This is a genomic window from Enterobacter cloacae complex sp. SHL018, from assembly GCF_049237905.1.
Taxonomy (GTDB): domain Bacteria; phylum Pseudomonadota; class Gammaproteobacteria; order Enterobacterales; family Enterobacteriaceae; genus Enterobacter; species Enterobacter hormaechei_C.
Genome location: NZ_JBMKJE010000003.1, coordinates 480,348 through 504,000 on the forward strand (window position 1 = coordinate 480,348; position 23,653 = coordinate 504,000).

The 23,653-nt window shown below is 55.9% G+C and carries 24 protein-coding genes and 2 tRNA genes; 14 read left to right on the top strand and 12 right to left on the bottom strand.

What is annotated here, in order from left to right; genetic code table 11:
• Window positions 1–17 precede the first annotated feature (17 nt).
• The 3 genes from ACOTY5_RS15425 to orn form a co-directional block, all read right to left on the bottom strand.
• Window positions 18–93 (bottom strand) — tRNA-Gly (locus ACOTY5_RS15425).
• A 45-nt stretch (window positions 94–138) separates the two neighbouring features.
• Window positions 139–214: transfer RNA gene (locus tag ACOTY5_RS15430), tRNA-Gly, on the bottom strand.
• 196 nt (window positions 215–410) lie between these two features.
• Window positions 411–956, bottom strand: a complete 546-nt coding sequence (gene orn / locus ACOTY5_RS15435) for an oligoribonuclease (protein WP_015572462.1) — start codon at window positions 954–956, stop codon at window positions 411–413.
• Window positions 957–1,063: 107 nt separating this feature from the next.
• Here orn and rsgA point away from each other — a divergent pair, with 107 nt between their 5' ends.
• From rsgA to mscM, 3 genes are all read left to right on the top strand, one after another.
• On the top strand, window positions 1,064–2,116 hold the full coding sequence (gene rsgA / locus ACOTY5_RS15440) for a small ribosomal subunit biogenesis GTPase RsgA (protein ID WP_003855964.1): 1,053 nt from the start codon (window positions 1,064–1,066) through the stop codon (window positions 2,114–2,116).
• A gap of 97 nt (window positions 2,117–2,213) precedes the next feature.
• Window positions 2,214–3,182 (top strand): archaetidylserine decarboxylase, encoded by a 969-nt coding sequence (gene asd, locus ACOTY5_RS15445; protein WP_026080660.1) that lies wholly within the window; start codon window positions 2,214–2,216, stop codon window positions 3,180–3,182.
• A gap of 19 nt (window positions 3,183–3,201) precedes the next feature.
• The gene (mscM, locus tag ACOTY5_RS15450) at window positions 3,202–6,525 is read left to right on the top strand and encodes a miniconductance mechanosensitive channel MscM (protein ID WP_045141830.1); all 3,324 of its coding nucleotides are present in this window, start codon (window positions 3,202–3,204) and stop codon (window positions 6,523–6,525) included.
• A 36-nt stretch (window positions 6,526–6,561) separates the two neighbouring features.
• Here the strand turns inward: mscM and yjeM are convergent, their stop codons facing one another.
• The gene (gene yjeM / locus ACOTY5_RS15455; protein WP_032646974.1) at window positions 6,562–8,061 is read right to left on the bottom strand and encodes a glutamate/gamma-aminobutyrate family transporter YjeM; all 1,500 of its coding nucleotides are present in this window, start codon (window positions 8,059–8,061) and stop codon (window positions 6,562–6,564) included.
• Between the two features lie 177 nt (window positions 8,062–8,238).
• Window positions 8,239–9,216, bottom strand: a complete 978-nt coding sequence (gene epmA / locus ACOTY5_RS15460) for an elongation factor P--(R)-beta-lysine ligase (RefSeq protein WP_015572459.1) — start codon at window positions 9,214–9,216, stop codon at window positions 8,239–8,241.
• A gap of 310 nt (window positions 9,217–9,526) precedes the next feature.
• On the opposite strand from epmA, the gene frdA reads away from it, so the two are divergent.
• The 4 genes from frdA to frdD are packed head-to-tail and all read left to right on the top strand — an operon-like array spanning window position 9,527 to window position 12,820.
• Window positions 9,527–11,317 (top strand): fumarate reductase (quinol) flavoprotein subunit, encoded by a 1,791-nt coding sequence (gene frdA, locus ACOTY5_RS15465; RefSeq protein WP_421631966.1) that lies wholly within the window; start codon window positions 9,527–9,529, stop codon window positions 11,315–11,317.
• Window positions 11,310–12,044 carry a fumarate reductase iron-sulfur protein gene (gene frdB, locus ACOTY5_RS15470; protein ID WP_032620819.1) on the top strand — a complete coding sequence of 245 codons (735 nt, stop codon included), beginning with the start codon at window positions 11,310–11,312 and terminating at the stop codon, window positions 12,042–12,044. Before frdA ends, frdB begins: the two co-directional genes overlap by 8 nt.
• A gap of 10 nt (window positions 12,045–12,054) precedes the next feature.
• On the top strand, window positions 12,055–12,450 hold the full coding sequence (gene frdC, locus ACOTY5_RS15475) for a fumarate reductase subunit FrdC (RefSeq protein ID WP_017383964.1): 396 nt from the start codon (window positions 12,055–12,057) through the stop codon (window positions 12,448–12,450).
• Between the two features lie 10 nt (window positions 12,451–12,460).
• Window positions 12,461–12,820 carry a fumarate reductase subunit FrdD gene (frdD, locus tag ACOTY5_RS15480; RefSeq protein WP_000609653.1) on the top strand — a complete coding sequence of 120 codons (360 nt, stop codon included), beginning with the start codon at window positions 12,461–12,463 and terminating at the stop codon, window positions 12,818–12,820.
• Between the two features lie 29 nt (window positions 12,821–12,849).
• Here frdD and ampR read toward each other — a convergent pair whose 3' ends face one another.
• A complete protein-coding gene (ampR, locus tag ACOTY5_RS15485; RefSeq protein WP_023302952.1) occupies window positions 12,850–13,725 on the bottom strand; it encodes a LysR family transcriptional regulator AmpR in 876 nt (291 codons plus the stop codon).
• 132 nt (window positions 13,726–13,857) lie between these two features.
• On the opposite strand from ampR, the gene ACOTY5_RS15490 reads away from it, so the two are divergent.
• A complete protein-coding gene (locus tag ACOTY5_RS15490; RefSeq protein WP_033487869.1) occupies window positions 13,858–15,003 on the top strand; it encodes a cephalosporin-hydrolyzing class C beta-lactamase ACT-56 in 1,146 nt (381 codons plus the stop codon).
• 158 nt (window positions 15,004–15,161) lie between these two features.
• The gene (locus tag ACOTY5_RS15495) at window positions 15,162–15,692 is read left to right on the top strand and encodes a lipocalin family protein (protein WP_023295791.1); all 531 of its coding nucleotides are present in this window, start codon (window positions 15,162–15,164) and stop codon (window positions 15,690–15,692) included.
• Here the strand turns inward: ACOTY5_RS15495 and sugE are convergent.
• Entirely contained in the window at window positions 15,689–16,006 is a 318-nt protein-coding gene (sugE, locus tag ACOTY5_RS15500) for a quaternary ammonium compound efflux SMR transporter SugE (RefSeq protein ID WP_015572453.1), read from the bottom strand. The genes ACOTY5_RS15495 and sugE overlap by 4 nt on opposite strands.
• 262 nt (window positions 16,007–16,268) lie before the next feature.
• Here sugE and ACOTY5_RS15505 point away from each other — a divergent pair, with 262 nt between their 5' ends.
• Window positions 16,269–16,868, top strand: a complete 600-nt coding sequence (locus ACOTY5_RS15505; RefSeq protein WP_032104122.1) for a helix-turn-helix transcriptional regulator — start codon at window positions 16,269–16,271, stop codon at window positions 16,866–16,868.
• Window positions 16,869–16,905: 37 nt separating this feature from the next.
• Here the strand turns inward: ACOTY5_RS15505 and ecnB are convergent, their stop codons facing one another.
• The 3 genes from ecnB to efp all read right to left on the bottom strand — a co-directional run bounded on the left by ecnB (window position 16,906) and on the right by efp (window position 17,916).
• The gene (gene ecnB, locus ACOTY5_RS15510; protein ID WP_003855942.1) at window positions 16,906–17,052 is read right to left on the bottom strand and encodes a lipoprotein toxin entericidin B; all 147 of its coding nucleotides are present in this window, start codon (window positions 17,050–17,052) and stop codon (window positions 16,906–16,908) included.
• A gap of 108 nt (window positions 17,053–17,160) precedes the next feature.
• A complete protein-coding gene (locus ACOTY5_RS15515; RefSeq protein ID WP_015572451.1) occupies window positions 17,161–17,292 on the bottom strand; it encodes an entericidin A/B family lipoprotein in 132 nt (43 codons plus the stop codon).
• Window positions 17,293–17,349: 57 nt separating this feature from the next.
• A complete protein-coding gene (gene efp, locus ACOTY5_RS15520; RefSeq protein WP_003855940.1) occupies window positions 17,350–17,916 on the bottom strand; it encodes an elongation factor P in 567 nt (188 codons plus the stop codon).
• 40 nt (window positions 17,917–17,956) lie between these two features.
• Between efp and epmB the strand changes: the two genes are divergently transcribed.
• A complete protein-coding gene (epmB, locus tag ACOTY5_RS15525; RefSeq protein WP_032652269.1) occupies window positions 17,957–18,985 on the top strand; it encodes an EF-P beta-lysylation protein EpmB in 1,029 nt (342 codons plus the stop codon).
• Between the two features lie 65 nt (window positions 18,986–19,050).
• Here the strand turns inward: epmB and ACOTY5_RS15530 are convergent, their stop codons facing one another.
• Window positions 19,051–19,404: a DUF4156 domain-containing protein gene (locus tag ACOTY5_RS15530; protein ID WP_040117105.1), complete on the bottom strand. Its 354-nt coding sequence runs from the start codon at window positions 19,402–19,404 to the stop codon at window positions 19,051–19,053.
• Between the two features lie 233 nt (window positions 19,405–19,637).
• On the opposite strand from ACOTY5_RS15530, the gene ACOTY5_RS15535 reads away from it, so the two are divergent.
• From ACOTY5_RS15535 to iadA, 3 genes are read left to right on the top strand one after another with little or no spacing between them, the layout of a single operon-like run.
• Window positions 19,638–20,285, top strand: coding sequence for a nucleoside recognition domain-containing protein (locus ACOTY5_RS15535; protein ID WP_015572449.1), 648 nt, complete (start codon window positions 19,638–19,640; stop codon window positions 20,283–20,285).
• Window positions 20,282–20,743: a YjiG family protein gene (locus ACOTY5_RS15540; RefSeq protein WP_015572448.1), complete on the top strand. Its 462-nt coding sequence runs from the start codon at window positions 20,282–20,284 to the stop codon at window positions 20,741–20,743. Before ACOTY5_RS15535 ends, ACOTY5_RS15540 begins: the two co-directional genes overlap by 4 nt.
• A gap of 10 nt (window positions 20,744–20,753) precedes the next feature.
• Complete coding sequence (gene iadA / locus ACOTY5_RS15545) at window positions 20,754–21,917, top strand: beta-aspartyl-peptidase (RefSeq protein ID WP_045141829.1); 1,164 nt, start codon at window positions 20,754–20,756, stop codon at window positions 21,915–21,917.
• Window positions 21,918–21,982: 65 nt separating this feature from the next.
• Here the strand turns inward: iadA and groL are convergent, their stop codons facing one another.
• A complete protein-coding gene (groL, locus tag ACOTY5_RS15550) occupies window positions 21,983–23,629 on the bottom strand; it encodes a chaperonin GroEL (RefSeq protein ID WP_015572446.1) in 1,647 nt (548 codons plus the stop codon).
• Window positions 23,630–23,653: the final 24 nt, after the last annotated feature.

Consider the following 23,653-nt stretch of genomic DNA (forward strand, 5'->3'; position numbering starts at 1 on the left):
GCGATACTTTCAAATTTTGGAGCGGGAAACGAGACTCGAACTCGCGACCCCGACCTTGGCAAGGTCGTGCTCTACCAACTGAGCTATTCCCGCTTGGGTGTTCTGGTGCTGGCGTATCTTGCGATACTTTTCAAATTTTGGAGCGGGAAACGAGACTCGAACTCGCGACCCCGACCTTGGCAAGGTCGTGCTCTACCAACTGAGCTATTCCCGCAAATCTGTACTGCTTTTGTTGCTGTCGTAACGTGTAATTCTCTGTCGTTACGGGAGGCGCATTATACGAGAAATCCGTTTAGCTGCAACCCCCCTCAAAGCGATTTTTTTGAAATTCAGTTCAAGTGCTTATTTAATCGGCAAGCTGAACAATTTAGCGACAAAAACCCGGCCACGCAAGGCGCCGGATCGCAAAATCAGAGCTTAATAAAGTTTTCGCGATAGTACGCCAGCTCCGCAACAGACTCACGGATGTCGTCCATCGCCTGGTGCGTCCCCTGCTTTGTAAAGCCGTCGAGAATTTCCGGTTTCCAGCGGCGGGCCAGCTCTTTCAGGGTGCTCACATCCAGATAGCGGTAGTGGAAGTAGGACTCCAGCTCCGGCATGTACTTAAACAGGAAACGACGATCCTGACCAATGCTGTTGCCACAGATAGGCGATTTTCCTGCCGGCACCCACTGCTTCAGAAATTCAAGCGTCGCCAGCTCCGCTTCGCGGTCGCCCAGGGAGCTGGCCTTCACGCGTTCTACCAGCCCGCTGCCGGTATGAGTACGCACGTTCCACTCATCCATCAGCGCAAGCTGGTCATCGGACTGGTGCACGGCAATCGTTGGGCCTTCCGCCAGAATATTGAGATTGGCATCGGTGACCAGTGTGGCGATCTCAATAATGCGATCGCGCTCGGGATCCAGGCCGGTCATCTCCAGATCGATCCAAATCAGGTTGTTTTCGTCCGCGCTCATGTTATTTTCCACCCTTCTCGCATAACCGGCAGTAGCAGGTTAACTAGTATTAATTAGAGTGTATCATAGAGGTTTTGCCCGCTACGGGCGACCAGGAGCCAGCGCGATTGAGTAAAAATAAACTCTCCAAAGGGCAGCAGCGCCGCGTGAATGCAAATCACCAGCGCCGTCTTAAAACCACTACGGAGAAGCCCGATTACGACGACAACCTGTTTGGCGAAGCGACAGAAGGCGTTGTGATTAGCCGCTTCGGCATGCACGCCGATGTCGAATCCGCCGACGGGGATATCCACCGTTGCAATATCCGTCGCACCATCCGTTCCCTGGTGACCGGTGACCGCGTGGTCTGGCGTCCAGGCAAAGAGGCGGCGGAAGGGGTAACGGTTAAAGGTATCGTTGAAGCCGTGCATGAACGCACGTCGGTTCTGACCCGTCCGGATTTCTACGACGGCGTGAAGCCTATTGCCGCCAACATCAACCAGATAGTGATCGTTTCAGCGATTTTGCCTGAGCTTTCGCTCAATATTATTGACCGTTATCTGGTGGCCTGCGAAACGCTACAGGTTGAGCCGCTCATCGTGCTGAATAAAATCGATCTGCTGGATGACGAGGCCATGGCCTTTGTAAATGAGCAGATGGATATTTACCGCAACATTGGCTATCGCGTGTTGATGGTTTCCAGCCGCACCAAAGATGGCCTGAAGCCGTTAGAAGATGCGCTGACCGACCGCATCAGCATCTTTGCGGGGCAGTCCGGCGTAGGTAAATCGAGCCTGCTTAACAACCTGCTCGGCCTTCAGCAGGAGATCCTGACCAACGATGTGTCTGACGTCTCGGGCCTGGGCCAGCACACCACCACTGCCTCACGTCTCTATCACTTCCCGCACGGTGGCGATGTGATTGACTCCCCGGGCGTGCGTGAGTTTGGTCTCTGGCACCTCGAGCCGGAACAAATCTTTAACGGATTTGTCGAATTCCATGACTATTTAGGCGCTTGCAAATACCGCGACTGTAAACATGACAACGATCCGGGCTGCGCTATCCGCGAAGCGGTAGAGAACGGAGAAATTGCGGAAACCCGTTTCGAAAATTACCACCGTATTCTCGAAAGCATGGACCAGGTAAAAACGCGTAAAAACTTTTCTGATTCTGATAACTGACAACTAAGCTAAGCGTCGCTAAAATCGTCCCCTTTTTTCAGGTTCCGGCAGCGTAATGCCGGATCAGGAACGACAAAACAATGGCCTGGAGGCTACCTTGTTAAACTCATTTAAACTTTCGCTTCAATACATTCTGCCGAAACTGTGGCTCACTCGCCTGGCGGGCTGGGGCGCGAGCAAACGAGCGGGCTGGCTGACCAAACTGGTCATCGACCTGTTCGTGAAATACTACAAGGTCGACATGAAAGAAGCGCAGAAGCCGGATACGGCAAGCTACCGCACCTTCAACGAATTTTTTGTGCGTCCGCTGCGCGACGAAGTGCGCCCGCTGAATACCGACCCGAACGTGCTGGTGATGCCAGCGGACGGCGTGATCAGCCAGCTGGGTAAAATTGAAGACGACAAAATTTTGCAGGCGAAAGGCCATAACTACAGCCTTGAAGCGCTGCTGGCCGGTAACTACATAATGGCCGATCTGTTCCGTAACGGGACTTTCGCGACCACCTATCTCTCCCCACGCGACTACCACCGCGTGCATATGCCGTGTAATGGTATTCTGCGCGAGATGATCTACGTGCCGGGGGATCTGTTCTCCGTAAACCACCTGACGGCGCAAAACGTTCCTAACCTGTTTGCCCGTAACGAGCGCGTCATCTGCCTGTTTGATACTGAATTTGGCCCAATGGCGCAGATTCTGGTGGGTGCTACCATTGTAGGCAGCATCGAAACCGTCTGGGCGGGCACCATTACGCCGCCGCGCGAAGGCGTGATCAAGCGCTGGACCTGGCCTGCCGGCGAAGAAGAAGGTTCTGTGGCCCTGCTGAAAGGTCAGGAAATGGGTCGCTTCAAGCTGGGCTCAACGGTCATCAACCTGTTCGCACCGGGCAAAGTTAACCTGGTCGACGAGCTGGAAAGCCTGTCCGTGACCAAACTCGGCCAGCCTCTGGCAGTATCGACGGAGGTCTTTGTGACGCCAGAGGTTGCGCCTGCCCCGTTGCCGGAAGAAGAGATCAAAGCCGAGCACGACGCCAGCCCGCTGGTTGACGACAAAAAAGACGAAGGCTAACAACAGAAGGATCGCTGACGTGCGCCCGATTATCGTATTACTGATGGCCTGGTGCCTCAGCATGGGGGCGTACGCAGCGACGGCCCCCGACGCCAAACAGATAACCCAGGAGCTGGAGCAGGCAAAAGCGGCGAAACCCGCTCAGCCGGAGACCGTTGAGTCGCTCCAGTCTGCACTGAACGCGCTTGAGGAACGAAAGGGTTCCCTTGAGCGCGCACAGCAGTATCAGCAGGTTATCGACAACTTCCCCAAACTCTCTCAGACCCTGCGCTCGCAGCTAAACAACCTGCGCGATGAACCACGCCAGGTCCCCGCGGGGATGACGTCCGAGGCGCTGAATCAGGAGATCCTGCAAGTCAGCAGCCAACTGCTGGAAAAAAGCCGTCTGGCGCAGCAGGAGCAGGAACGGGCGCGTGAAATTGCCGATTCCCTCAGTCAGCTTCCACAGCAGCAAACCGATGCCCGCCGTCAGTTAAATGAGGTGGAACGCCGCATCGGGACGCAGACAGGCAGCACACCACAGAATCAGGCGCAAAATCTTGGGTTGCAGGCGGAATCCGCCAGACTAAAAGCGCTGGTTGATGAACTGGAGCTGGCGCAGCTTTCCGCTAACAACCGCCAGGAGCTGTCGCGGATGCGTTCCGAGCTGGCGCAGAAGCAGAGCCAGCAGCTGGATGCGTATCTCCAGGCGCTGAGAAATCAACTCAACAGCCAGCGTCAGCGTGAAGCTGAACGTGCGCTGGAAAGCACCGAGTTACTGGCCGAAAACAGTGCTAACCTACCCGACAGCATCGTCGCCCAGTTTAAGGTTAACCGCGAGCTTTCTGCCGCGCTGAATCAGCAGGCGCAGCGCATGGATTTGGTGGCCTCGCAGCAGCGTCAGGCCACCAATCAAACCCTCCAGGTTCGTCAGGCGCTCAACACGCTGCGTGAACAGTCCCAGTGGCTTGGCTCGTCTAACCTGTTGGGCGAAGCGTTACGCGCGCAGGTGGCTCGTCTGCCAGAGATGCCAAAACCGCAGCAGCTTGATACGGAGATGGCGCAGCTACGCGTTCAGCGTCTTCATTATGAAGATCTCCTCAACAAGCAGCCGCAAATCCGCCAGATCCGTCAGGCTGACGGACAGCCGCTCACCGGCGAGCAAAGTCGTATTCTGGAAGCGCAGCTGCGCACCCAACGCGAACTGCTCAATTCCCTGTTGCAGGGAGGCGATACGCTGATCCTTGAGCTGACCAAGCTGAAAGTCTCGAATAGCCAGCTGGAGGATGCGCTGAAAGAGGTCAACGAAGCCACGCACCGTTACCTTTTCTGGACGTCCGACGTGCGGCCGATGACCTTCGCCTGGCCGATTGAGATTGTGCAGGATCTGCGCCGCCTCATTTCATTGGACACCTTCAGCCAGCTGGGCCTCGCCAGCGTAATGATGATAACCAGCAAGGAGACCATCTTCCCGCTGCTGGGGGCGCTGATTCTGGTGGGCTTCAGTATTTATTCCCGTCGTCACTTTACCCGTTTCCTTGAGCGCTCCAGCGCCCGAGTGGGAAAAGTAACCCAGGATCACTTCTGGCTGACGTTGCGTACGGTGTTCTGGTCAATTCTGGTCGCGTCTCCGCTGCCGGTGCTGTGGATGACGCTCGGATACGGCCTGCGTGAAGCCTGGCCCTACCCGCTTGCCGTCGCGATTGGCGATGGCGTGACCGCCACCGTTCCGCTGCTGTGGGTGGTGATGATTTGCGCCACGTTTGCGCGGCCAAATGGTCTGTTCATCGCTCACTTTGGCTGGCCGCGTAATCGCGTTGCGCGGGCGATGCGTTACTACCTGATGAGTATCGGGCTGATTGTGCCGCTGATTATGGCGTTGATCATGTTCGATAATCTCAATGACCGGGAGTTCTCCGGCTCGCTGGGACGGCTGTGCTTTATGCTGATCTGCGGGGCGTTAGCGGTAGTGACGCTCAGCCTGAAACGCGCCGGGATCCCGCTCTATCTCGACAAGACCGGCAGCGGCGATAACATGTTTAACCGTCTGCTGTGGAACCTGCTGCTCAGCGCGCCGCTGGCGGCGATGCTGGCGGCAGCGGTCGGTTATCTCGCCACGGCGCAGGCGCTGCTCGCCCGACTGGAAACGTCGGTGGCTATCTGGTTCCTGCTGCTGGTGGTCTACCATGTTATTCGCCGCGGCATGCTGATCCAGCGTCGTCGTCTGGCGTTTGACCGTGCCAAACACCGTCGCGCAGAAATTCTGGCCCAGCGCGCGCGGGGTGAAGAAGAGCCGAACCACGTCAACAGCACCGAAGGGACCACAGACGCCGATGACGTCGAACTGGATCTGGATGCGATCAGTACCCAGTCCCTGCGGCTGGTACGCTCAATTCTGATGCTGGTTGCCCTGCTGTCGGTGATCTACCTGTGGTCAGAAATCCACTCCGCGTTTAGCTTCCTGGAGAACATCTCTTTGTGGGATGTGACGTCCACGGTGCAGGGGGTCGAAAGTCTGGAGCCCATCACCTTAGGGGCCGTGCTGATTGCGATTCTGGTGCTGATCATCACCACGCAGCTGATCCGTAACTTCCCTGCCCTGCTGGAGCTGGCGCTGTTGCAGCATCTGGATTTAACCCCCGGCACGGGCTATGCGATCACCACCATCACCAAGTATTTAATCATGCTGTTTGGTGGGCTGGTTGGCTTCTCGATGATTGGTATCGAATGGTCAAAACTGCAATGGCTGGTTGCCGCCCTGACCGTAGGCCTGGGCTTTGGTTTACAGGAGATTTTTGCCAACTTCGTTTCTGGTCTGATCATTCTGTTTGAAAAGCCGATTCGAATTGGCGATACGGTGACCATCCGCGATCTCACCGGCAGCGTCACCAGGATCAACACCCGCGCCACCACCATCAGCGACTGGGACCGTAAAGAGATCATCGTCCCGAACAAGGCGTTTATCACCGAGCAGTTTATCAACTGGTCGCTGTCCGACTCCGTCACGCGTGTGGTGCTGACCGTACCCGCTCCGTCGGATGCCAACAGCGAAGAGGTGACGCAGATCCTGTATACGGCTGCTGAACGCTGTTCGCTGGTAATCGACAACCCGCCGCCGGAAGTGTTCCTGGTTGATTTGCAGCAGGGGATCCAGATTTTCGAGCTGCGTATCTACGCCGCCGAGATGGGACACCGTATGCCGCTGCGCCATGAGATCCACCAGTTGATTCTGGCTGGCTTCCGCGAGCACGGTATTGATATGCCGTTCCCACCGTTCCAGATGCGTCTGGAAACGCTGGACGGACGTAAGACGGGAAGAACGTTGACGTCAGCGGCGCGTACGCGCCCGGCGGGAAGTTTGTAATCCTTTCCCCCTCCCCGTCGGGAGGGGGTCAATCCTTTACGCCACTTCTGCTACACAGGCCGTCGAGCGACGACGGTAATGCTCATAAATCCCCATTGCCAGCAGCGAGAAGAAGATCGGTCCGCCAACCATCCACAGCGTGCTGTTCCAGTCATTTGCCTCAACCACGGGCTGAATGACGGTAAAGATGTTGGCGAACGCGACGACCAGCACCACAACAGTGGTCGCCAGCAGCGTCGCCGCGCGGGTTTTGAAGATCACAAACGGCCGCTCCAGATCCCGCTTCGCCTTAAAGAACGGGAACGCCAGGGTCAGGAACAGATACGGAAGCGTCATCGATACGTTCGCCATCAGGGTCAGCTTGTTATAGAACGCCGACGCGGTATCACCGCCGAAGGACACCAGCAGAATGAACACGCACACCAGCAGGCACTGCATCCACATCGCGTTGGCAGGCATACCGGCAGCGTTCAGCTGCGTCATACGTGCGGGCCACAGCGCCTTTGGCGTCCCCTGAATAATCGCTTTCAGCGGCGAGTAGATCAGCGTGAAGAATGCGCCAGTATAGGCGAGGAACATCGACAAGCCGGTAATCCGCGCAAACCAGATCCCCAGGGTGGCCGACGTTTCCGGCGCGAGATCCATGGCGTTGCCCAGCGTCACCCCCAGGCTTTTCATCAGCACGTAGGTAATGTTGCCGAGGTTGGTGGTGTTATTGCTCAACACCTGCTGCCAGTTGGTACTGACGCCCCAGAGGAAAATCGCCAGTGAGTAGCCGATGGAAATGACGATGGCGGCAAAGATAATACCTTTGGCGAAGTTCTTTTCCGGATTTTCGGTTTTGTCGACCAGCCCGCCCACGGCTTCAATTCCACCGTAAGCAAAGATGGCAAACACCACAAAGGAGAGCATGGCCAGCCCGGACTGGTAACCCGGATTAGGCGATGAAACGAAGTTGACTTCCTGTGCGAAATGCCCGCCGTTCAGGCACAGAATAGCGATGCTGACCAGCAGCAGCACCAGGTTCAGGCACATCACGGAAATACCGCCAACGGCAGTGATACGGGCAATTTTGTTGATGCCTTTCGAGGCCACCAGGGTGACCACCACCATCCAGCACACTGCCAGAATACCGACCACCTGCGTGGAGCTCAGCCCCGCCAGAGACCAGACCTGCGTTTTATCCGCACCGAAGAGAAACGTTGAGAACGGCACCCAAACCTTGGCCGCCGTGCTGACCATCCAGACGACGTAGGATGAAAACCACATGAACGTACCGATAAACGCGTAACGGGGGCCGACGCTGTTGTTCATCCACGAATAGATGCCGCCCTCTTCTTTCCTGTACGCCGAGCCCATCTCCGCCATCATCAGCGCAAACGGGATAAAGAAGAACAGAGCGGAAACGATATAAAACGGCGTCGCGCTGTAGCCCATCAGATAAAACGCGGACGGGCTATTGGCAAAGCCAAAGACTGACGTAAAAATCATCAGAATGAGCCCGGTAAGGGTCATTTTTTTGAGTGAGTGAGACATATAACCATCCGAAACGGAATTAAACTGCGCGGATGGTAGCAGATGACCAGACAAACAATGTGGCTATCCGAGTCAAATTAAGAAAAAGACCCGTATAGAGAGAAATGAGCAGTTTTTAATGTGGCAGAGTTAAATGACCGAGCAGGCCGGGTAAGCGCAGCGCCACCCGGCATTTTTTCAGGCGCGATCGACCGTAAAGGCAATCACATCGCCCAGGTGCTCGGCACCCAGCGCCAGCATGACCAGGCGATCCACACCCAGCGCCACGCCGGAGCAGTCCGGCAGACCGGCTTTAAGCGCTTCCAGCAGATGAGTATCAATCGGCTGCTGCGGCAGACCGCGCGCGTTGCGCTTGCGGTTATCCTGCTCGAAACGCTGCTGCTGTTCGCGCGCGTCGGTCAGCTCGTGGAAACCGTTCGCCAGCTCGATGCCTTTGAAATACACCTCAAAACGCTCCGCCACGCGGTGATCTTCGGTGCTGATCTGCGCCAGTGAGGCCTGGCTGGCCGGGAAGTGATAGACAAACGTCGGACGATCTTTGCCAATCTGCGGTTCAACACCAAAGGTGAACAGCAGTTGCAGCAGCGTGTCGCGATCCTCTTCGTTATCCGCCACGTTGCTCAGATCCAGTTTTGCCGCCACTTCACGCAGCTGTGTTTTATCAGCCGACAGTGGATCGATTTCCAGATGGCGCTGGAAGGCCTGCTGATAGGAGAGCGTTTCAGCTTCCGCGCAATCCAGCACCTGTTGCAGCAGATCGTCAACTTCGTTCATCAGACGATACATGTCGTAGTGCGGGCGGTACCACTCCAGCATGGTGAATTCCGGATTATGGTGTCGGCCCATCTCTTCATTACGGAAGCTACGGCACAGCTGATAGACCGGACCACACCCGGCCGCCAGCAGACGCTTCATATGGTATTCCGGGCTGGTCATCAGATACAGATTCATGCCCTGAGAGTGGCCTGGGCCAACAAAACGGGTTTCAAACGGGACCAGATGAATATCCGTGACCGTCGCCTGACTCATGCACGGCGTTTCCACCTCCAGGACGCCGCGATCGGCAAAGAAACGGCGGATCTCCGCCATAATTGCTGCGCGCTTTAGCAGGTTTGGAATGGATGCGCTCGGCTGCCAGGTGGCCGTTTCGCTCATGAGTTATTTCTCCGTTTTCAGACAAGGGCACGAAGTCTACTCGTAAGCCGGGGCAGAGACAAATTTTGCACAGTAAAAGTCCTTTTTCATTGCACAGAGAAATACTGTGACGCCATTCATTAATCACGATGATAAATCACCGCACAGAACAGCAAAAAAATCGAACACGTCAAATTTCCCTCACTTCTACGCGGTTATACTGTTTTACCCATAAAGGAGCAGTGGAATCGCTTCCGCAATCGCCCGTTCGGGCAGGTGAACGTCCTTTAGTTCATCCCGTTGCGGGAAAACAAAAATCTGGAGGAATGTCGTGCAAACTTTTCAAGCCGATCTTGCCGTAATAGGCGCTGGCGGGGCTGGATTACGCGCTGCAATTGCTGCGGCACAAGCCAATCCGAACGCTAAAATCGCATTGATTTCAAAAGTCTATCCGATGCGCAGCCACACGGTAGCCGCAGAAGGAGGATCCGCCGCCGTCGCGCAGGATCATGACAGCTTCGAATACCATTTCCACGACACGGTTGCAGGGGGCGACTGGCTTTGCGAACAGGATGTCGTTGATTACTTCGTGCACCATTGCCCAACGGAAATGACCCAGCTGGAACAGTGGGGATGCCCGTGGAGCCGCCATCCGGACGGGAGCGTCAACGTCCGCCGCTTCGGTGGCATGAAGATCGAACGCACCTGGTTTGCCGCCGATAAGACCGGCTTCCACATGCTGCACACCCTGTTCCAGACCTCCCTCCAGTTCCCACAAATCCAGCGCTTTGACGAACATTTCGTTCTCGACATTCTGGTCGACGACGGTCATGCGCGCGGACTGGTGGCGATGAACATGATGGAAGGCACGCTTGTCCAGATCCGCGCGAATGCGGTGGTGATGGCAACGGGCGGCGCGGGTCGCGTATACCGCTACAACACCAACGGCGGCATCGTCACCGGTGACGGTATGGGCATGGCGCTCAGCCACGGCGTCCCGCTGCGTGATATGGAGTTCGTCCAGTATCACCCAACCGGCCTGCCGGGCTCCGGTATTCTGATGACGGAAGGCTGCCGCGGTGAAGGCGGTATTCTGGTCAACAAAAACGGCTATCGCTATTTGCAGGATTACGGCATGGGTCCGGAAACCCCGCTTGGCGAGCCGAAAAACAAATACATGGAACTCGGCCCACGCGACAAAGTCTCTCAGGCTTTCTGGCACGAGTGGCGCAAAGGCAACACCATCTCAACGCCGCGCGGCGACGTGGTGCATCTCGACCTGCGTCATCTCGGCGAGAAGAAACTGCTGGAGCGTCTGCCGTTTATCTGCGAGCTGGCGAAAGCGTATGTGGGCGTCGACCCGGTGAAAGAGCCGATCCCGGTGCGTCCAACCGCGCACTACACCATGGGTGGTATCGAAACCGACCAGCAGTGCGAAACCCGCATCAAAGGGCTGTTTGCGGTGGGCGAGTGTTCCTCCGTCGGTCTGCACGGCGCAAACCGTCTGGGCTCGAACTCGCTGGCTGAGCTGGTGGTCTTTGGTCGCATGGCGGGCGAACGTGCGATGGAGCGTGCCGCAACGGCAGGTGAAGCTAACAGCGCGGCGCTGGATGCGCAGGTTGCAGACGTCGAAAAACGCCTGAAAGACCTGGTGAACCAGGAAGGTAATGAAAACTGGTCGAAGATCCGCGACGAAATGGGGCTGTCGATGGAAGAAGGCTGCGGGATCTACCGTACGCCAGAGCTGATGCAGAAAACCGTCGACAAGCTGGCGGAACTCCAGGAACGCTTCAAACGCGTGCGCATCACCGACACTTCCAGCGTCTTCAATACCGATCTGCTTTATACCATTGAACTGGGCCATGGCCTGAACGTCGCAGAGTGTATGGCCCATTCCGCCCTGGCGCGTAAAGAGTCCCGCGGCGCGCACCAGCGTCTGGATGAGGGCTGCACCGAACGTGACGACGTCAATTTCCTTAAACACACTCTCGCCTGGCGCGATGCGGATGGCACTACGCGACTGGACTACAGCGACGTGAAAATCACCACGCTGCCACCGGCGAAACGCGTGTACGGTGCAGAAGCAGAAGCCGCCGATAAGAAGGAGAAGGCGAATGGCTGAGATGCAAAAACTGAAAATTGAAGTGGTGCGCTACAATCCGGAAGTGGACGCCGCGCCGCACAGCGCTTTCTATGAAGTCCCTTACGACGAGCAAACCTCCCTGCTGGATGCGCTCGGCTATATCAAAGATAACCTGGCCCCAGACCTGAGCTACCGCTGGTCCTGCCGCATGGCAATTTGCGGCTCCTGCGGCATGATGGTCAACAAGGTGCCAAAGCTGGCGTGTAAAACCTTCCTGCGTGATTACACCAAAGGTATCAAGGTTGAAGCGCTGGGCAACTTCCCGATTGAGCGCGATCTGGTGGTCGACATGACCCACTTTATCGAAAGCCTCGAAGCGATTAAGCCGTACATCATCGGCAACCCGCGCACGCCGGATCAGGGGCCAAACACCCAGACGCCCGCGCAGATGGCGAAATACCATCAGTTCTCCGGCTGCATCAACTGCGGCCTGTGCTATGCCGCCTGTCCGCAGTTTGGCCTGAACCCTGAGTTCATCGGCCCGGCCGCCATTACCCTGGCGCACCGCTATAACGAAGACAGCCGGGACCACGGTAAAAAAGAACGTATGGCGCAGCTTAACAGCCAGAACGGCGTCTGGAGCTGCACATTCGTGGGCTACTGCTCCGAAGTGTGTCCGAAGCACGTCGACCCGGCCGCCGCTATTCAGCAGGGGAAAGTGGAAAGCTCGAAAGACTTTCTTATCGCTACCCTGAAACCACGCTAAGGAGTGCATGATGACGACTAAACGCAAAGCCTACGTGCGACCAATGCCGTCCACCTGGTGGAAAAAACTGCCGTTTTATCGCTTCTATATGCTGCGTGAAGGCACGGCTGTTCCCGCGGTCTGGTTCAGCCTCGAACTGCTGTACGGGGTTTATGCCCTCAAGCACGGCCCGGAAGCCTGGGCCAGTTTTGTGGGCTTCCTGCAAAACCCAATCATCGTTGTGCTGAACCTGATTGTGCTCGCCGCCGCGCTGCTTCATACCAAAACCTGGTTTGAACTGGCGCCAAAAGCAGCGAACATCATTGTAAAAGGCGAAAAAATGGGGCCAGAGCCGGTCATTAAAGGGCTCTGGGCAGTGACGGCAGTTGTCTCTGTGGTCATTCTGTTTGTCGCACTGTTCTGGTAAGGAGACTACTGTGATCAATCCAAATCCAAAACGTTCAGACGAGCCGGTCTTCTGGGGGCTGTTTGGCGCAGGCGGCATGTGGAGCGCCATTATTGCCCCGGTCATTATCCTGCTGGTCGGGATAATGCTGCCGCTGGGGCTGTTCCCGGGCGATGCGCTGAGCTATGAGCGCGTACTGGCCTTTGCGAGCAGCTTTATTGGCCGCGTGTTCATCTTCCTGATGATCGTCCTGCCGCTGTGGTGTGGTCTGCACCGTATCCACCATGCGATGCACGATCTGAAAATCCATGTGCCAAGCGGTAAATGGGTCTTCTACGGTCTGGCGACCATTCTGACGGTCGTCACGTTGATTGCCGTGGTCACCATCTGACTGAACAGGCCCGCCATCCGGCGGGCTTTTTACTTTTTCATCTTCTCCACCAGCCACCGGGAAAATTCGCGCATGGCTGGCGTTTCTGCCCGGGACTGCAATCGGGTCAGCCAGTAGCTGCCAAGCTCAATCTGCGTCGCAAAGGGCTGCACAATGCGCTCGCTGGCTAACAGATGGGTAAACATATCGACAGGCGCAATAGCAATACCCACCCCTGCCTGAGCGGCCTCCAGCATGGTCACGGACGAATCAAATACCATCACGCGGTGCGTTGGCGAAGGGGGATGCTCGCCGGCCGCCTGCATCCACGCGGTCCACTCGTCGCGTCGGTAGGAGCGCAGCAGCGTAAACCTGAGGATGTCGGCCGGACTGTGCAGACTGGCGGCAATATCAGGCGTACACAGCGGCGCGAGCGGCGCATGACAAAGAAATTCAGCCTCGGTACCGTGCCACGCCCCGCCACCGTAGCGGATCGTATAGTCAAGCCCTTCGGCAGCCGGATCAACGCGGTTGTTATGGGTGGAAAGCTGAAGATCGATGTGCGGATAGCCACGGCGAAAATCCTCCAGCTGCGAGAATAAGACCCCGGTGGCAAACGTACCCACCACGCCGATTTTCAGCTTCTCCTGCGCACGATGGTTAGCGAAGCGATCCAGCATTCCGGCTATACGATCGAACGAATCATTCAGCACCGGCAGTAAATTTTCGCCCTCGGTAGTCAACATCAGCCCGCGCGACACGCGAATGAACAGCTGACAGTTCAGGTGCTGCTCCAGCGTTTTCACATGCTGGCTAATAGCCGAATGCGTCACATTCAGTTCAATGGCCGCATGCGTAAAGCTGAGATGTCTTGCGGCGGCCTCAAAAGCCCGAAGCGAATTGAGGGGTAGATAGCTTCGCGTCATGGTCGCTTCCGTTAGAAAAATTAACAGCTAATGCTAAATTTAACCGTTTGTCAGGCACTGTCAAATCCAACAGACTACGCCTGTCTGACGGGCCCGGACATCCCCTTGACTCGCTATTACGGAAGATTACTGATGATGAAAAAATCCCTTTGCTGCGCCCTGCTGCTCGGCATTTCTTGCTCTGCTCTCGCCACGCCAGTGTCAGAAAAACAGCTGGCGGAGGTGGTCGCGAATACGGTTACCCCGCTGATGAAAGCCCAGTCTGTTCCAGGCATGGCGGTGGCCGTTATTTATCAGGGAAAACCGCACTATTACACGTTTGGCAAGGCCGATATCGCGGCGAATAAACCCGTTACGCCTCAGACCCTGTTCGAGCTGGGTTCTATAAGTAAAACCTTCACCGGCGTTTTAGGTGGGGATGCCATTGCTCGCGGTGAAATTTCGCTGGACGATCCGGTGACCAGATACTGGCCACAGCTGACGGGCAAGCAGTGGCAGGGTATTCGTATGCTGGATCTCGCCACCTACACCGCTGGCGGCCTGCCGCTACAGGTACCGGATGAGGTCACGGATAACGCCTCCCTGCTGCGCTTTTATCAAAACTGGCAGCCGCAGTGGAAGCCTGGCACAACGCGTCTTTACGCCAACGCCAGCATCGGTCTTTTTGGTGCGCTGGCGGTCAAACCTTCTGGCATGCCCTATGAGCAGGCCATGACGACGCGGGTCCTTAAGCCGCTCAAGCTGGACCATACCTGGATTAACGTGCCGAAAGCGGAAGAGGCGCATTACGCCTGGGGCTATCGTGACGGTAAAGCGGTGCGCGTTTCGCCGGGTATGCTGGATGCACAAGCCTATGGCGTGAAAACCAACGTGCAGGATATGGCGAACTGGGTCATGGCAAACATGGCGCCGGAGAACGTTGCTGATGCCTCACTTAAGCAGGGCATCGCGCTGGCGCAGTCGCGCTACTGGCGTATCGGGTCAATGTATCAGGGTCTGGGCTGGGAGATGCTCAACTGGCCCGTGGAGGCCAACACGGTGGTCGAGGGCAGCGACAGTAAGGTAGCGCTGGCGCCGTTGCCCGTGGTAGAAGTGAATCCACCGGCTCCCCCGGTCAAAGCGTCCTGGGTCCATAAAACGGGCTCTACTGGCGGGTTTGGCAGCTACGTGGCCTTTATTCCTGAAAAGCAGATCGGTATTGTGATGCTCGCGAATACAAGCTATCCGAACCCGGCACGCGTTGAGGCGGCATACCATATCCTCGAGGCGCTACAGTAAAACATTGCCGGGTGGCGCTGCGCTTACCCGGCCTACACAACGCGTGAACTTTGTAGGCCGGGTAAGGCGAAGCCGTCACCCGGCAAAACACCCTGCACAATCTCCCGCATTTTCCTTGCTGTCATCTACACTTAACAAAAAACAGTAAGGAAACTCCTATGCGCATTCTGCCTGTTATTGCCGCAGTAACAGCCGCGTTTTTAGTGGTTGCTTGCAGTTCCCCTACTCCTCCGCCTGGCGTCACGGTAGTCAGTAATTTCGACGCACAGCGCTTCCTCGGCACCTGGTATGAAATCGCCCGAATGGACCATCAGTTCGAACGGGGCTTAGAAAAAGTCACGGTCAGCTACAGCGCGATGGATGACGGCGGGATCCGGGTCATTAACCGCGGTTATAACCCGGACCGCCAGATGTGGCAGCAGTCAGTTGGTCAGGCCTATTTCACCGGCGCGTCTAACCGCGCGGCCATGAAAGTCTCTTTCATCGGCCCATTCTACGGCGGGTATAACGTCATTGCGCTGGACAGAGAGTACCGCCATGCGCTGGTGTGTGGGCCGGATCGCAACTATCTATGGCTCCTCTCCCGCACGCCAACGATCTCGACGGAAATGAAACAGCAGATGCTGGACATAGCGACCCGGCAAGGGTTTGACGTGACGAAATTAATCTGGGTAAAACAGCTGCATTAGTGCGTACTGAGTTTTAACCCGATGATACCCGCGACGATTAACGCGAGGCTGGCGATACGCGCCAGACTCGCAGACTCCCCCAGCAGCAGAATGCCGGTAATGGCAGCTCCTACCGCGCCAATTCCAGTCCAGACAGCGTAAGCCGTTCCGACTGGCAAGGTTCGCATCGCCCATGACAGCATGACGATACTGACAATCATTGCGGCGATAGTGATGACGCTGGGCGTCAGGCGGGTAAAACCGTGGGTATATTTCAGGCCAATTGCCCATACCACTTCGAGCAAACCGGCAATAACAAGAACGATCCAGGACATATCAGGCTCCTTAACTTAACGACAAGTTGGGGCCGTCCCCGATGAATGAAGCGCTTACGGGTCGTCCCGCAAGGCTGAGGTTGCGCCTTATATTTTGGTTAGCATGGAATTTTTTTTCAAACTTTTTCTGCTGAACACGTTAAGGCAAGAAATAGCCTCAGTAAGGCACGGAGTTCAGGCATTTATGACTCATCCGACTTCTCTATGATGATAGGCTTTCTGATGGCAGGAAGCCAAACCACTAGCCGACTGCGAAAATTATATGTTCAAAATTCTTTTGATTGACCGTTGTCACTTCACCCGCACGGGATTTGAAGCCTGGCTCAATCATTCAGACCTATTCTCGGGTCATTTCGTCGTAACCGGGGTAAATAATCTTTTCCTCGCCAGAGAGCATATCCTGCAATGGAAACCTGCGCTGGTCATCGCTGATTTATCGGGCTTCCGGCAGGATTTACACCATTTTCAGCAGCTATCTTCCCTGCTTATTGCCAGCGAAACATTGCCTTTTATTATGCTGCAATCGGGGCAGGAGCAGGAGATGACAGATTATCTGGCGCAGTTCCCGATATGGTCTTCACTTTCCAAAAATACCGATCTGGAAAAACTGGCGGCGGTGATAAACGACGCGCTAACGACATGCGTAAGCGCGGAGCTTCCGGAAATGGCGGCACCGTTACTGACGCGTCAGGAAGAGAGAGTATTGACCCTGTGGATGGATGGTGCGAGCAACCAGAAAATTGCCAGCAATCTGCGCATTAACGGAAAAACGGTGTATACGTACAAACGCAATATCCGCATGAAGCTGCATATGGATACGCGTTACTCCCCGTTTTTATCGCTACAGGAAGTGGAAAATTGACGGTACGGTGAAGTTTGCTGCCGTACCGTCGCTTTCATTAGTTCTGAGCTTTAGTTGCTGCGCCAGAAATCGCGTTACCACCGTCGGAGATATCTTCCCCTACGCCACGGGTGGTGTTACATGCAGTCAGTACCGAAGAAAGCACCAGAACAGAAAAGATCGCTGCAATTGTTTTCTTAACCATAATATCTTCCTTTTATAGCCAAAGTTATTTTGTGTATAGCAACTTAAGAATAGACAAGATCTTGTCGTTTGACGGAAAAGGAAGAATTTTTAGGAAAATTAGACGGAATTAGCTGGCCGCGTGGGAAATGATATGGCCGAGATCCTGAATATCTTCGCCCACGCCACGCGCGGTGTTGCAACCGGAGAGAATTGCGCTGGAGAACGCTAACAGAAGCAGAATTTTAACGGTACGTTTCATCTTCCCTGCCTGCAAAATCAGGCGCAGCGGGCGCTGCGCCTTTAATCATGACGTAAATTACTTCACGCGGGATACGTATTCGCCGGAGCGGGTATCCACTTTGATCACTTCACCGATCTGTACGAACAGTGGCACTTTAACCACCGCGCCGGTAGACAGGGTGGCAGGCTTGCCGCCAGTACCTGCGGTATCACCTTTCAGACCTGGATCGGTTTCAACGATTTCCAGCTCAACGAAGTTCGGAGGCGTAACCGCGATAGGCTGACCGTTCCACAGAGTAACGATGCACTCAGCCTGATCCAGCAGCCACTTGGCGTTGTCGCCAATCGCTTTCGCGTCCGCAGACAGCTGCTCGAAGGTTTCGTTGTTCATGAAGTGCCAGAACTCACCGTCGTTGTATAGGTAAGTCAGGTTCATATCGACAACATCAGCGCCTTCAGCGGAGTCAGTAGATTTGAAGGTTTTCTCAACACGGGTACCGGTCAGCAGGCGGCGCAGCTTAACGCGTGCGAATGCCTGGCCTTTACCTGGTTTAACGAATTCGCTGGCTTCAACCGCGTACGGTTCGCCGTCCATCATGATTTTAAGACCAGCACGAAAATCGTTGCTATAGTACGTTGCCATAAGGCCCTCTAAATTTGTTAACTGGTAGCTAAGCCACAAAATGGCGCATATTGTAACCCTAAACACCCCGTCCAGAGAAGATTGGTTATCGCAACTTGCCGATGTAATCACCAGTCCTGATGAATTGCTGCGTCTTTTAGACCTCGAACAGCACGAAGCGTTGCGTGCAGGTCGTGAGGCGAAGCGCCTTTTCGCCCTGCGCGTTCCCCGCGCGTTTGTTGCCCGAATGGAAAAGGGTAACCCTGATGATCCATTATTAAAACAGACGCTTACCTCTCAGGATGAGTTTATTACCGCCCCCGGATACAGCACCGATCCGCTGGAAGAGCAAAACAGTGTCGTACCGGGTTTGCTGCATAAATACCGTAATCGCGCCCTGCTGCTGGTTAAGGGTGGTTGCGCGGTAAATTGCCGCTATTGCTTCCGTCGCCACTTCCCGTACGCCGAAAATCAGGGCAATAAACGCAACTGGCAGGTGGCACTGGACTACATCGCGGCGCACCCGGAGCTGGATGAAATCATCTTTTCCGGCGGCGACCCGCTGATGGCAAAAGATCATGAGCTGGACTGGCTGCTGACTCAGCTTGAGACCATCCCGCACATTAAGCGTCTGCGCATTCACAGCCGTTTACCGATCGTCATCCCGGCGCGTATCACCGACGCCCTGGTCACGCGCCTGGATCAGTCCCGTTTGCAGGTGCTGCTGGTGAACCATATCAACCACGCGAATGAAATTGACGCGGACTTTCGTGCGGCGATGGCGCGTATGCGAAAGGCAGGCGTGACGCTGCTCAACCAGAGCGTATTACTGCGCGGCGTGAACGACAGCGCCCGCGTGCTGGCCGATCTCAGCAATGCCTTATTTGATGCGGGCGTAATGCCCTATTACCTGCATGTTCTGGATCGCGTCCAGGGCGCGGCGCACTTCATGGTGACGGATGAAGAGGCCCGGAAGATTATGCGCGAGCTGTTAACGCTGGTTTCGGGTTATATGGTGCCGAAGCTGGCACGTGAGATTGGCGGAGAGCCGAGTAAGACACCGCTGGATTTGCAACTGCGGCAGCAGTAAAAAGGCAGGTGGCGCTACGCTTACCTGCCCTGGAGATAAAGCGGCAGCGCCATCAAAAAGTTATATCAGTTCGGGCACTTATAGACCTGGCCGTTCATCTGGCTGGCGGTTGGCACAAAGCTGGACAGCATCCCCTGCGTCGGGCTGCTCACCCCGTAAATCACATTGCCGCCCATTGCCGCAGCCTGATTACGCAGGGCATTGGCCGCACCGCGCATAGAGCCGCCCTCTTCGCCGTGCTGCCCCGACATCCAGTTGCTTTGCTCGCCAGTGGCGGTGCCTAACAGCTGGCATTCGCTGCCCGGCTTATCTTCCACAAAGCGAACGCTCTGGCCCGCTGCCGTCAGCTCATTGCTGGTGCTACAACCCACCAGCAGCAATGCTGCACCTACAATCCCTGCACAGACTTTTATGCGCATGTTATTCCTCGTTTTCAATAAGCTGGACAGTAGTTGTCCGCGTGTAAACCTTATACTAAAAAGATGACCAAAAGAAAAATGCTGAGCATTTCTGCGAGCCAGATTCCGCTGGCACTCCTCCGACATCTTAAATGAATTCTGATAATAACCTTTGGGATATCGTGTTTTAGCCCCCGATCGTTTTTAGTGATGCGACGTACAACTTTTGTACGCGACTCAAAAAAGGGGGTTTCATGAGTGCATCATCCTCAGGAGAGGAAAAAGTAACCTGGGTGGGCTATCTGGCGTTCGTGCTCACCATCGTATTTTTCTCAGGTTTTTTCGCCAAAAGTACCGAATGGTGGCGCGTGCTGGATTTTACCGTGCTGAACGGCAGCTTTGGACCGGTGAACGGCGCGCTGACGTTTCGCGGTGAGGGCGGCACAGGAGCGAAAGACGGTTTTTTATTTGCCCTTGAACTGGCGCCCTCGGTCATTTTATCGCTCGGGATCATTGCCGTTACCGAGGGGCTGGGCGGGCTGCGTGCCGCACAACAGCTCATGACGCCCATTCTGCGCCCGCTGCTCGGCGTGCCGGGCATCTGCTCTCTGGCGCTTATCGCCAACCTGCAAAATACCGATGCAGCCGCAGGGATGACCAAAGAGTTGACTGACGAAGGGGCGATTACTGACCATGAACGCGCCATTTTCGCCACCTTCCAGACCAGCGGTAGCGCCATTATTACCAACTATTTTTCTTCTGGTGCCGCACTCTTTACCTTTATTACCGTCCCGGTGATCACGCCGCTTGCCGTCATTCTGGTGTTCAAATTTGTTGGCGCGAACTTCCTGCGACTGTGGATCGCCCACATGGAAGTTCGCCGCGTTCAGGAGGAAAGATGATCGCCCAGCCGCGTAAAAATATCATGGACCTGTTTATCGATGGCGCCCGCCGCGGCTTTACCATCGCCACCACCAGCCTGCTGCCGAACGTGGTCATGGCGTTTGTCATCATTCAGGCGCTCAAGGTAACCGGCCTGCTGGATATTGTCGGCAGGGTATGCGAGCCCATCATGGCCCTGTGGGGGCTTCCGGGTGCGGCGGCAACGGTTCTTCTGGCCTCGGTAATGAGCATGGGCGGCGGTGTGGGGGTCTGCGCCAGTCTGGTCGCTGCCGGCACGCTCAACGGTCACGATGCTACCATCCTGCTGCCCGCCATCTATCTGATGGGTAATCCGGTGCAAAACACGGGCCGTTGCCTTGGCACCGCAGGCGTCAACCCGAAGTATTATCCGCACATCATCACTATCTGCGTCATTAACGCCCTGCTCTCAATGTGGGTGATGCAGCTACTCTTCTGAGGAGATAAAAATGGATTTTTCAGTGCTGGAACCGCACCTTTTCCGCAATGCGCAGCTTTACGCTCCCGAGGAGCTTGGGCATTGCGATCTGCTGATTGCCGGAGGAAAAATCGTCGCAGTCGAAAAAGCGGGCCACGCCACAACGAGGCCAGACTGTCCTGAAAGCGATCTCGCCGGAGCGGTGGTTTGTCCGGGGTTTATCGATCAGCATGTACACCTGATTGGCGGCGGCGGTGAAGCCGGTCCCCACACCCGGACGCCAGAGGTGCGATTGTCTGCGCTGGTGGCGGCTGGCATCACCTCCGTTGTTGGCCTGCTGGGCACCGACGGCGTGACCCGCCATCCCGAGTCGCTGCTGGCGAAAACGCGGGCGCTTGAGCATGAAGGGATCAGCGCGTGGATGCTGACAGGCGCGTATGGCCTGCCTTCTCCGACGATTACCGGCAGTATCGAAAAGGATGTGGCGCTGATTGATAAAATCATTGGCGTGAAATGCGCGATTTCCGACCATCGCTCTTCCGCTCCGGCAGATGACCAGCTCGCGAATATAGCCGCCCAGTCGCGAGTCGGCGGGCTGCTGGGCGCCAAAGCGGGGATATCCGTGTTTCACCTCGGCAACAGCCCGAAACTGCTGGAGCCGCTGCTTAACATCCTGAATAACGCCGATGTGCCCCGCACGAAGCTGCTGCCAACTCACGTCAACCGCGCCCAGGCACTGTTCCACGCCGCACTGGACTATGCCCGCGAAGGGGGGTACATCGACATCACCACCAGCATCAGCGAGCCTGTTGATGCCGCCACCGCTATCGCGACGGCCCGTGAAGCACAGGTGCCGTTTAACCGGCTCACGCTCAGCTCGGATGGCAACGGCAGCCAGCCGAATTTTGATGCAAATGGTAATCTTGTTGGCATTGGCGTGGCGGGATTTGAGTCCCTGCTTGAGACGCTACAGCAGCTGGTCGGCCGGTATCACCTGCCGCTGGAGGAGGCGCTTCTGCCGTTTACGCGTAACGTGGCGGAGTTTCTCGGCCTGGAGTATAAAGGGCGGATCGCGCCCGGATGCGATGCCGACGTCCTGGTCCTGACCGATGATCTGAAGATCCGCGAGGTCTGGGCGAAAGGCCGCCAGATGGTGAGTGGAGGCGTTGTGTGCGTGAAAGGCACCTTCGAGTAGAAGACAATAAAAAACCCCGGGCATTGCTGCCCGGGGTTCGTTCTGAGAGGTTCAGAACAACATGATTACATCATGCCGCCCATGCCACCCATGCCGCCCATACCACCAGCAGCACCTAAGTCAGGCGCGTCGCCTTTAGGCAGGTCGGTCACCATGCACTCGGTCGTGATCATCAGACCAGCTACAGATGCCGCGTATTGCAGTGCAGAACGGGTCACTTTAGTTGGATCCAGGATACCGAAGTCGATCATGTTGCCGTATTCTTCAGTTGCCGCGTTGTAACCGTAGTTACCTTCACCCGCTTTCACGTTGTTCGCAACCACAGACGGCTCTTCACCGGCGTTGGACACGATCTGACGCAGAGGAGCTTCCATCGCGCGCAGCGCAACTTTGATACCCACGTTCTGGTCTTCGTTCTGAGCAGTCAGGCCAGCCAGTTTAGCGGCTACACGCACCAGCGCGACACCACCACCAGCAACCACGCCTTCTTCTACCGCAGCACGGGTCGCGTGCAGGGCATCGTCAACGCGTGCTTTCTTCTCTTTCATTTCAACTTCGGTAGCCGCACCGACTTTGATTACCGCTACGCCGCCTGCCAGTTTCGCTACGCGCTCCTGGAGTTTTTCACGGTCGTAATCGGAAGTTGCTTCTTCGATCTGCTTACGGATCTGACCAACACGGCCCTGAATAGCAGCTTCTTCACCCACACCGTCGATGATGGTGGTGGTGTCTTTGTTGATCACAACGCGTTTCGCCTGGCCCAGGTCTTCCAGGGTCGCTTTTTCCAGCTCCATACCGATCTCTTCGGAGATCACGGTACCGCCAGTCAGGGTAGCGATATCCTGAAGCATCGCTTTACGACGATCGCCGAAGCCAGGTGCTTTAACCGCTGCCACTTTCACGATGCCACGCATGGTGTTAACCACCAGAGTCGCCAGCGCTTCGCCTTCAACGTCTTCAGCAATGATTACCAGCGGCTTGCCTGCTTTCGCAACGGCTTCCAGCACTGGCAGCATTTCGCGGATGTTGGAGATTTTCTTGTCAGCCAGCAGGATGAACGGGCTTTCCAGCTCAACAGCGCCAGTTTCTGGCTTGTTGATGAAGTATGGAGACAGGTAACCGCGGTCGAACTGCATACCTTCAACCACGTCCAGTTCGTCTTCCAGACCAGTACCGTCTTCAACGGTGATCACGCCTTCTTTACCGACTTTATCCATCGCTTCAGCGATCAGTTTACCTACGGTTTCGTCGGAGTTAGCGGAGATAGTACCAACCTGAGCAATGGCTTTAGAGTCAGAGCACGGTACGGACAGCGCTTTCAGTTCTTCAACAGCAGAGGCGACAGCTTTGTCGATACCACGTTTCAGATCCATTGGGTTCATGCCCGCAGCAACGGCTTTCAGGCCTTCGGTGATGATCGCCTGCGCCAGTACGGTCGCGGTGGTGGTGCCGTCACCGGCAGCGTCGTTCGCTTTAGAGGCAACTTCTTTCACCATCTGTGCGCCCATGTTTTCGAACTTGTCTTCCAGTTCGATTTCACGTGCAACAGAAACACCATCTTTGGTGATGGTTGGCGCGCCGAAGGATTTGTCCAGCACTACGTTACGGCCTTTCGGGCCCAGAGTGACTTTCACTGCGTCTGCCAGTACGTTTACGCCGCGGAGCATTTTTACACGAGCGTCGTTACCGAATTTTACGTCTTTAGCTGCCATGTTCTTATTTCCTCAAATTCGTAC

Excerpts from the sequence above, each read along its gene's own strand:
- orn (WP_015572462.1), bottom strand. The coding sequence starts at position 956 with ATGAGCGCGGACGAAAACAACCTGATTTGGATCGATCTGGAGATGACC.
- yjeM (WP_032646974.1), bottom strand. The coding sequence starts at position 8,061 with ATGTCTCACTCACTCAAAAAAATGACCCTTACCGGGCTCATTCTGATG.
- epmA (WP_015572459.1), bottom strand. The coding sequence starts at position 9,216 with ATGAGCGAAACGGCCACCTGGCAGCCGAGCGCATCCATTCCAAACCTG.
- frdB (WP_032620819.1), top strand. The coding sequence starts at position 11,310 with ATGGCTGAGATGCAAAAACTGAAAATTGAAGTGGTGCGCTACAATCCG.
- frdC (WP_017383964.1), top strand. The coding sequence starts at position 12,055 with ATGACGACTAAACGCAAAGCCTACGTGCGACCAATGCCGTCCACCTGG.
- ampR (WP_023302952.1), bottom strand. The coding sequence starts at position 13,725 with ATGACGCGAAGCTATCTACCCCTCAATTCGCTTCGGGCTTTTGAGGCC.
- ACOTY5_RS15490 (WP_033487869.1), top strand. The coding sequence starts at position 13,858 with ATGATGAAAAAATCCCTTTGCTGCGCCCTGCTGCTCGGCATTTCTTGC.
- ACOTY5_RS15495 (WP_023295791.1), top strand. The coding sequence starts at position 15,162 with ATGCGCATTCTGCCTGTTATTGCCGCAGTAACAGCCGCGTTTTTAGTG.
- sugE (WP_015572453.1), bottom strand. The coding sequence starts at position 16,006 with ATGTCCTGGATCGTTCTTGTTATTGCCGGTTTGCTCGAAGTGGTATGG.
- ACOTY5_RS15505 (WP_032104122.1), top strand. The coding sequence starts at position 16,269 with ATGTTCAAAATTCTTTTGATTGACCGTTGTCACTTCACCCGCACGGGA.
- ecnB (WP_003855942.1), bottom strand. The coding sequence starts at position 17,052 with ATGGTTAAGAAAACAATTGCAGCGATCTTTTCTGTTCTGGTGCTTTCT.
- ACOTY5_RS15515 (WP_015572451.1), bottom strand. The coding sequence starts at position 17,292 with ATGAAACGTACCGTTAAAATTCTGCTTCTGTTAGCGTTCTCCAGCGCA.
- efp (WP_003855940.1), bottom strand. The coding sequence starts at position 17,916 with ATGGCAACGTACTATAGCAACGATTTTCGTGCTGGTCTTAAAATCATG.
- epmB (WP_032652269.1), top strand. The coding sequence starts at position 17,957 with ATGGCGCATATTGTAACCCTAAACACCCCGTCCAGAGAAGATTGGTTA.
- ACOTY5_RS15530 (WP_040117105.1), bottom strand. The coding sequence starts at position 19,404 with ATGCGCATAAAAGTCTGTGCAGGGATTGTAGGTGCAGCATTGCTGCTG.
- ACOTY5_RS15535 (WP_015572449.1), top strand. The coding sequence starts at position 19,638 with ATGAGTGCATCATCCTCAGGAGAGGAAAAAGTAACCTGGGTGGGCTAT.
- ACOTY5_RS15540 (WP_015572448.1), top strand. The coding sequence starts at position 20,282 with ATGATCGCCCAGCCGCGTAAAAATATCATGGACCTGTTTATCGATGGC.
- iadA (WP_045141829.1), top strand. The coding sequence starts at position 20,754 with ATGGATTTTTCAGTGCTGGAACCGCACCTTTTCCGCAATGCGCAGCTT.
- groL (WP_015572446.1), bottom strand. The coding sequence starts at position 23,629 with ATGGCAGCTAAAGACGTAAAATTCGGTAACGACGCTCGTGTAAAAATG.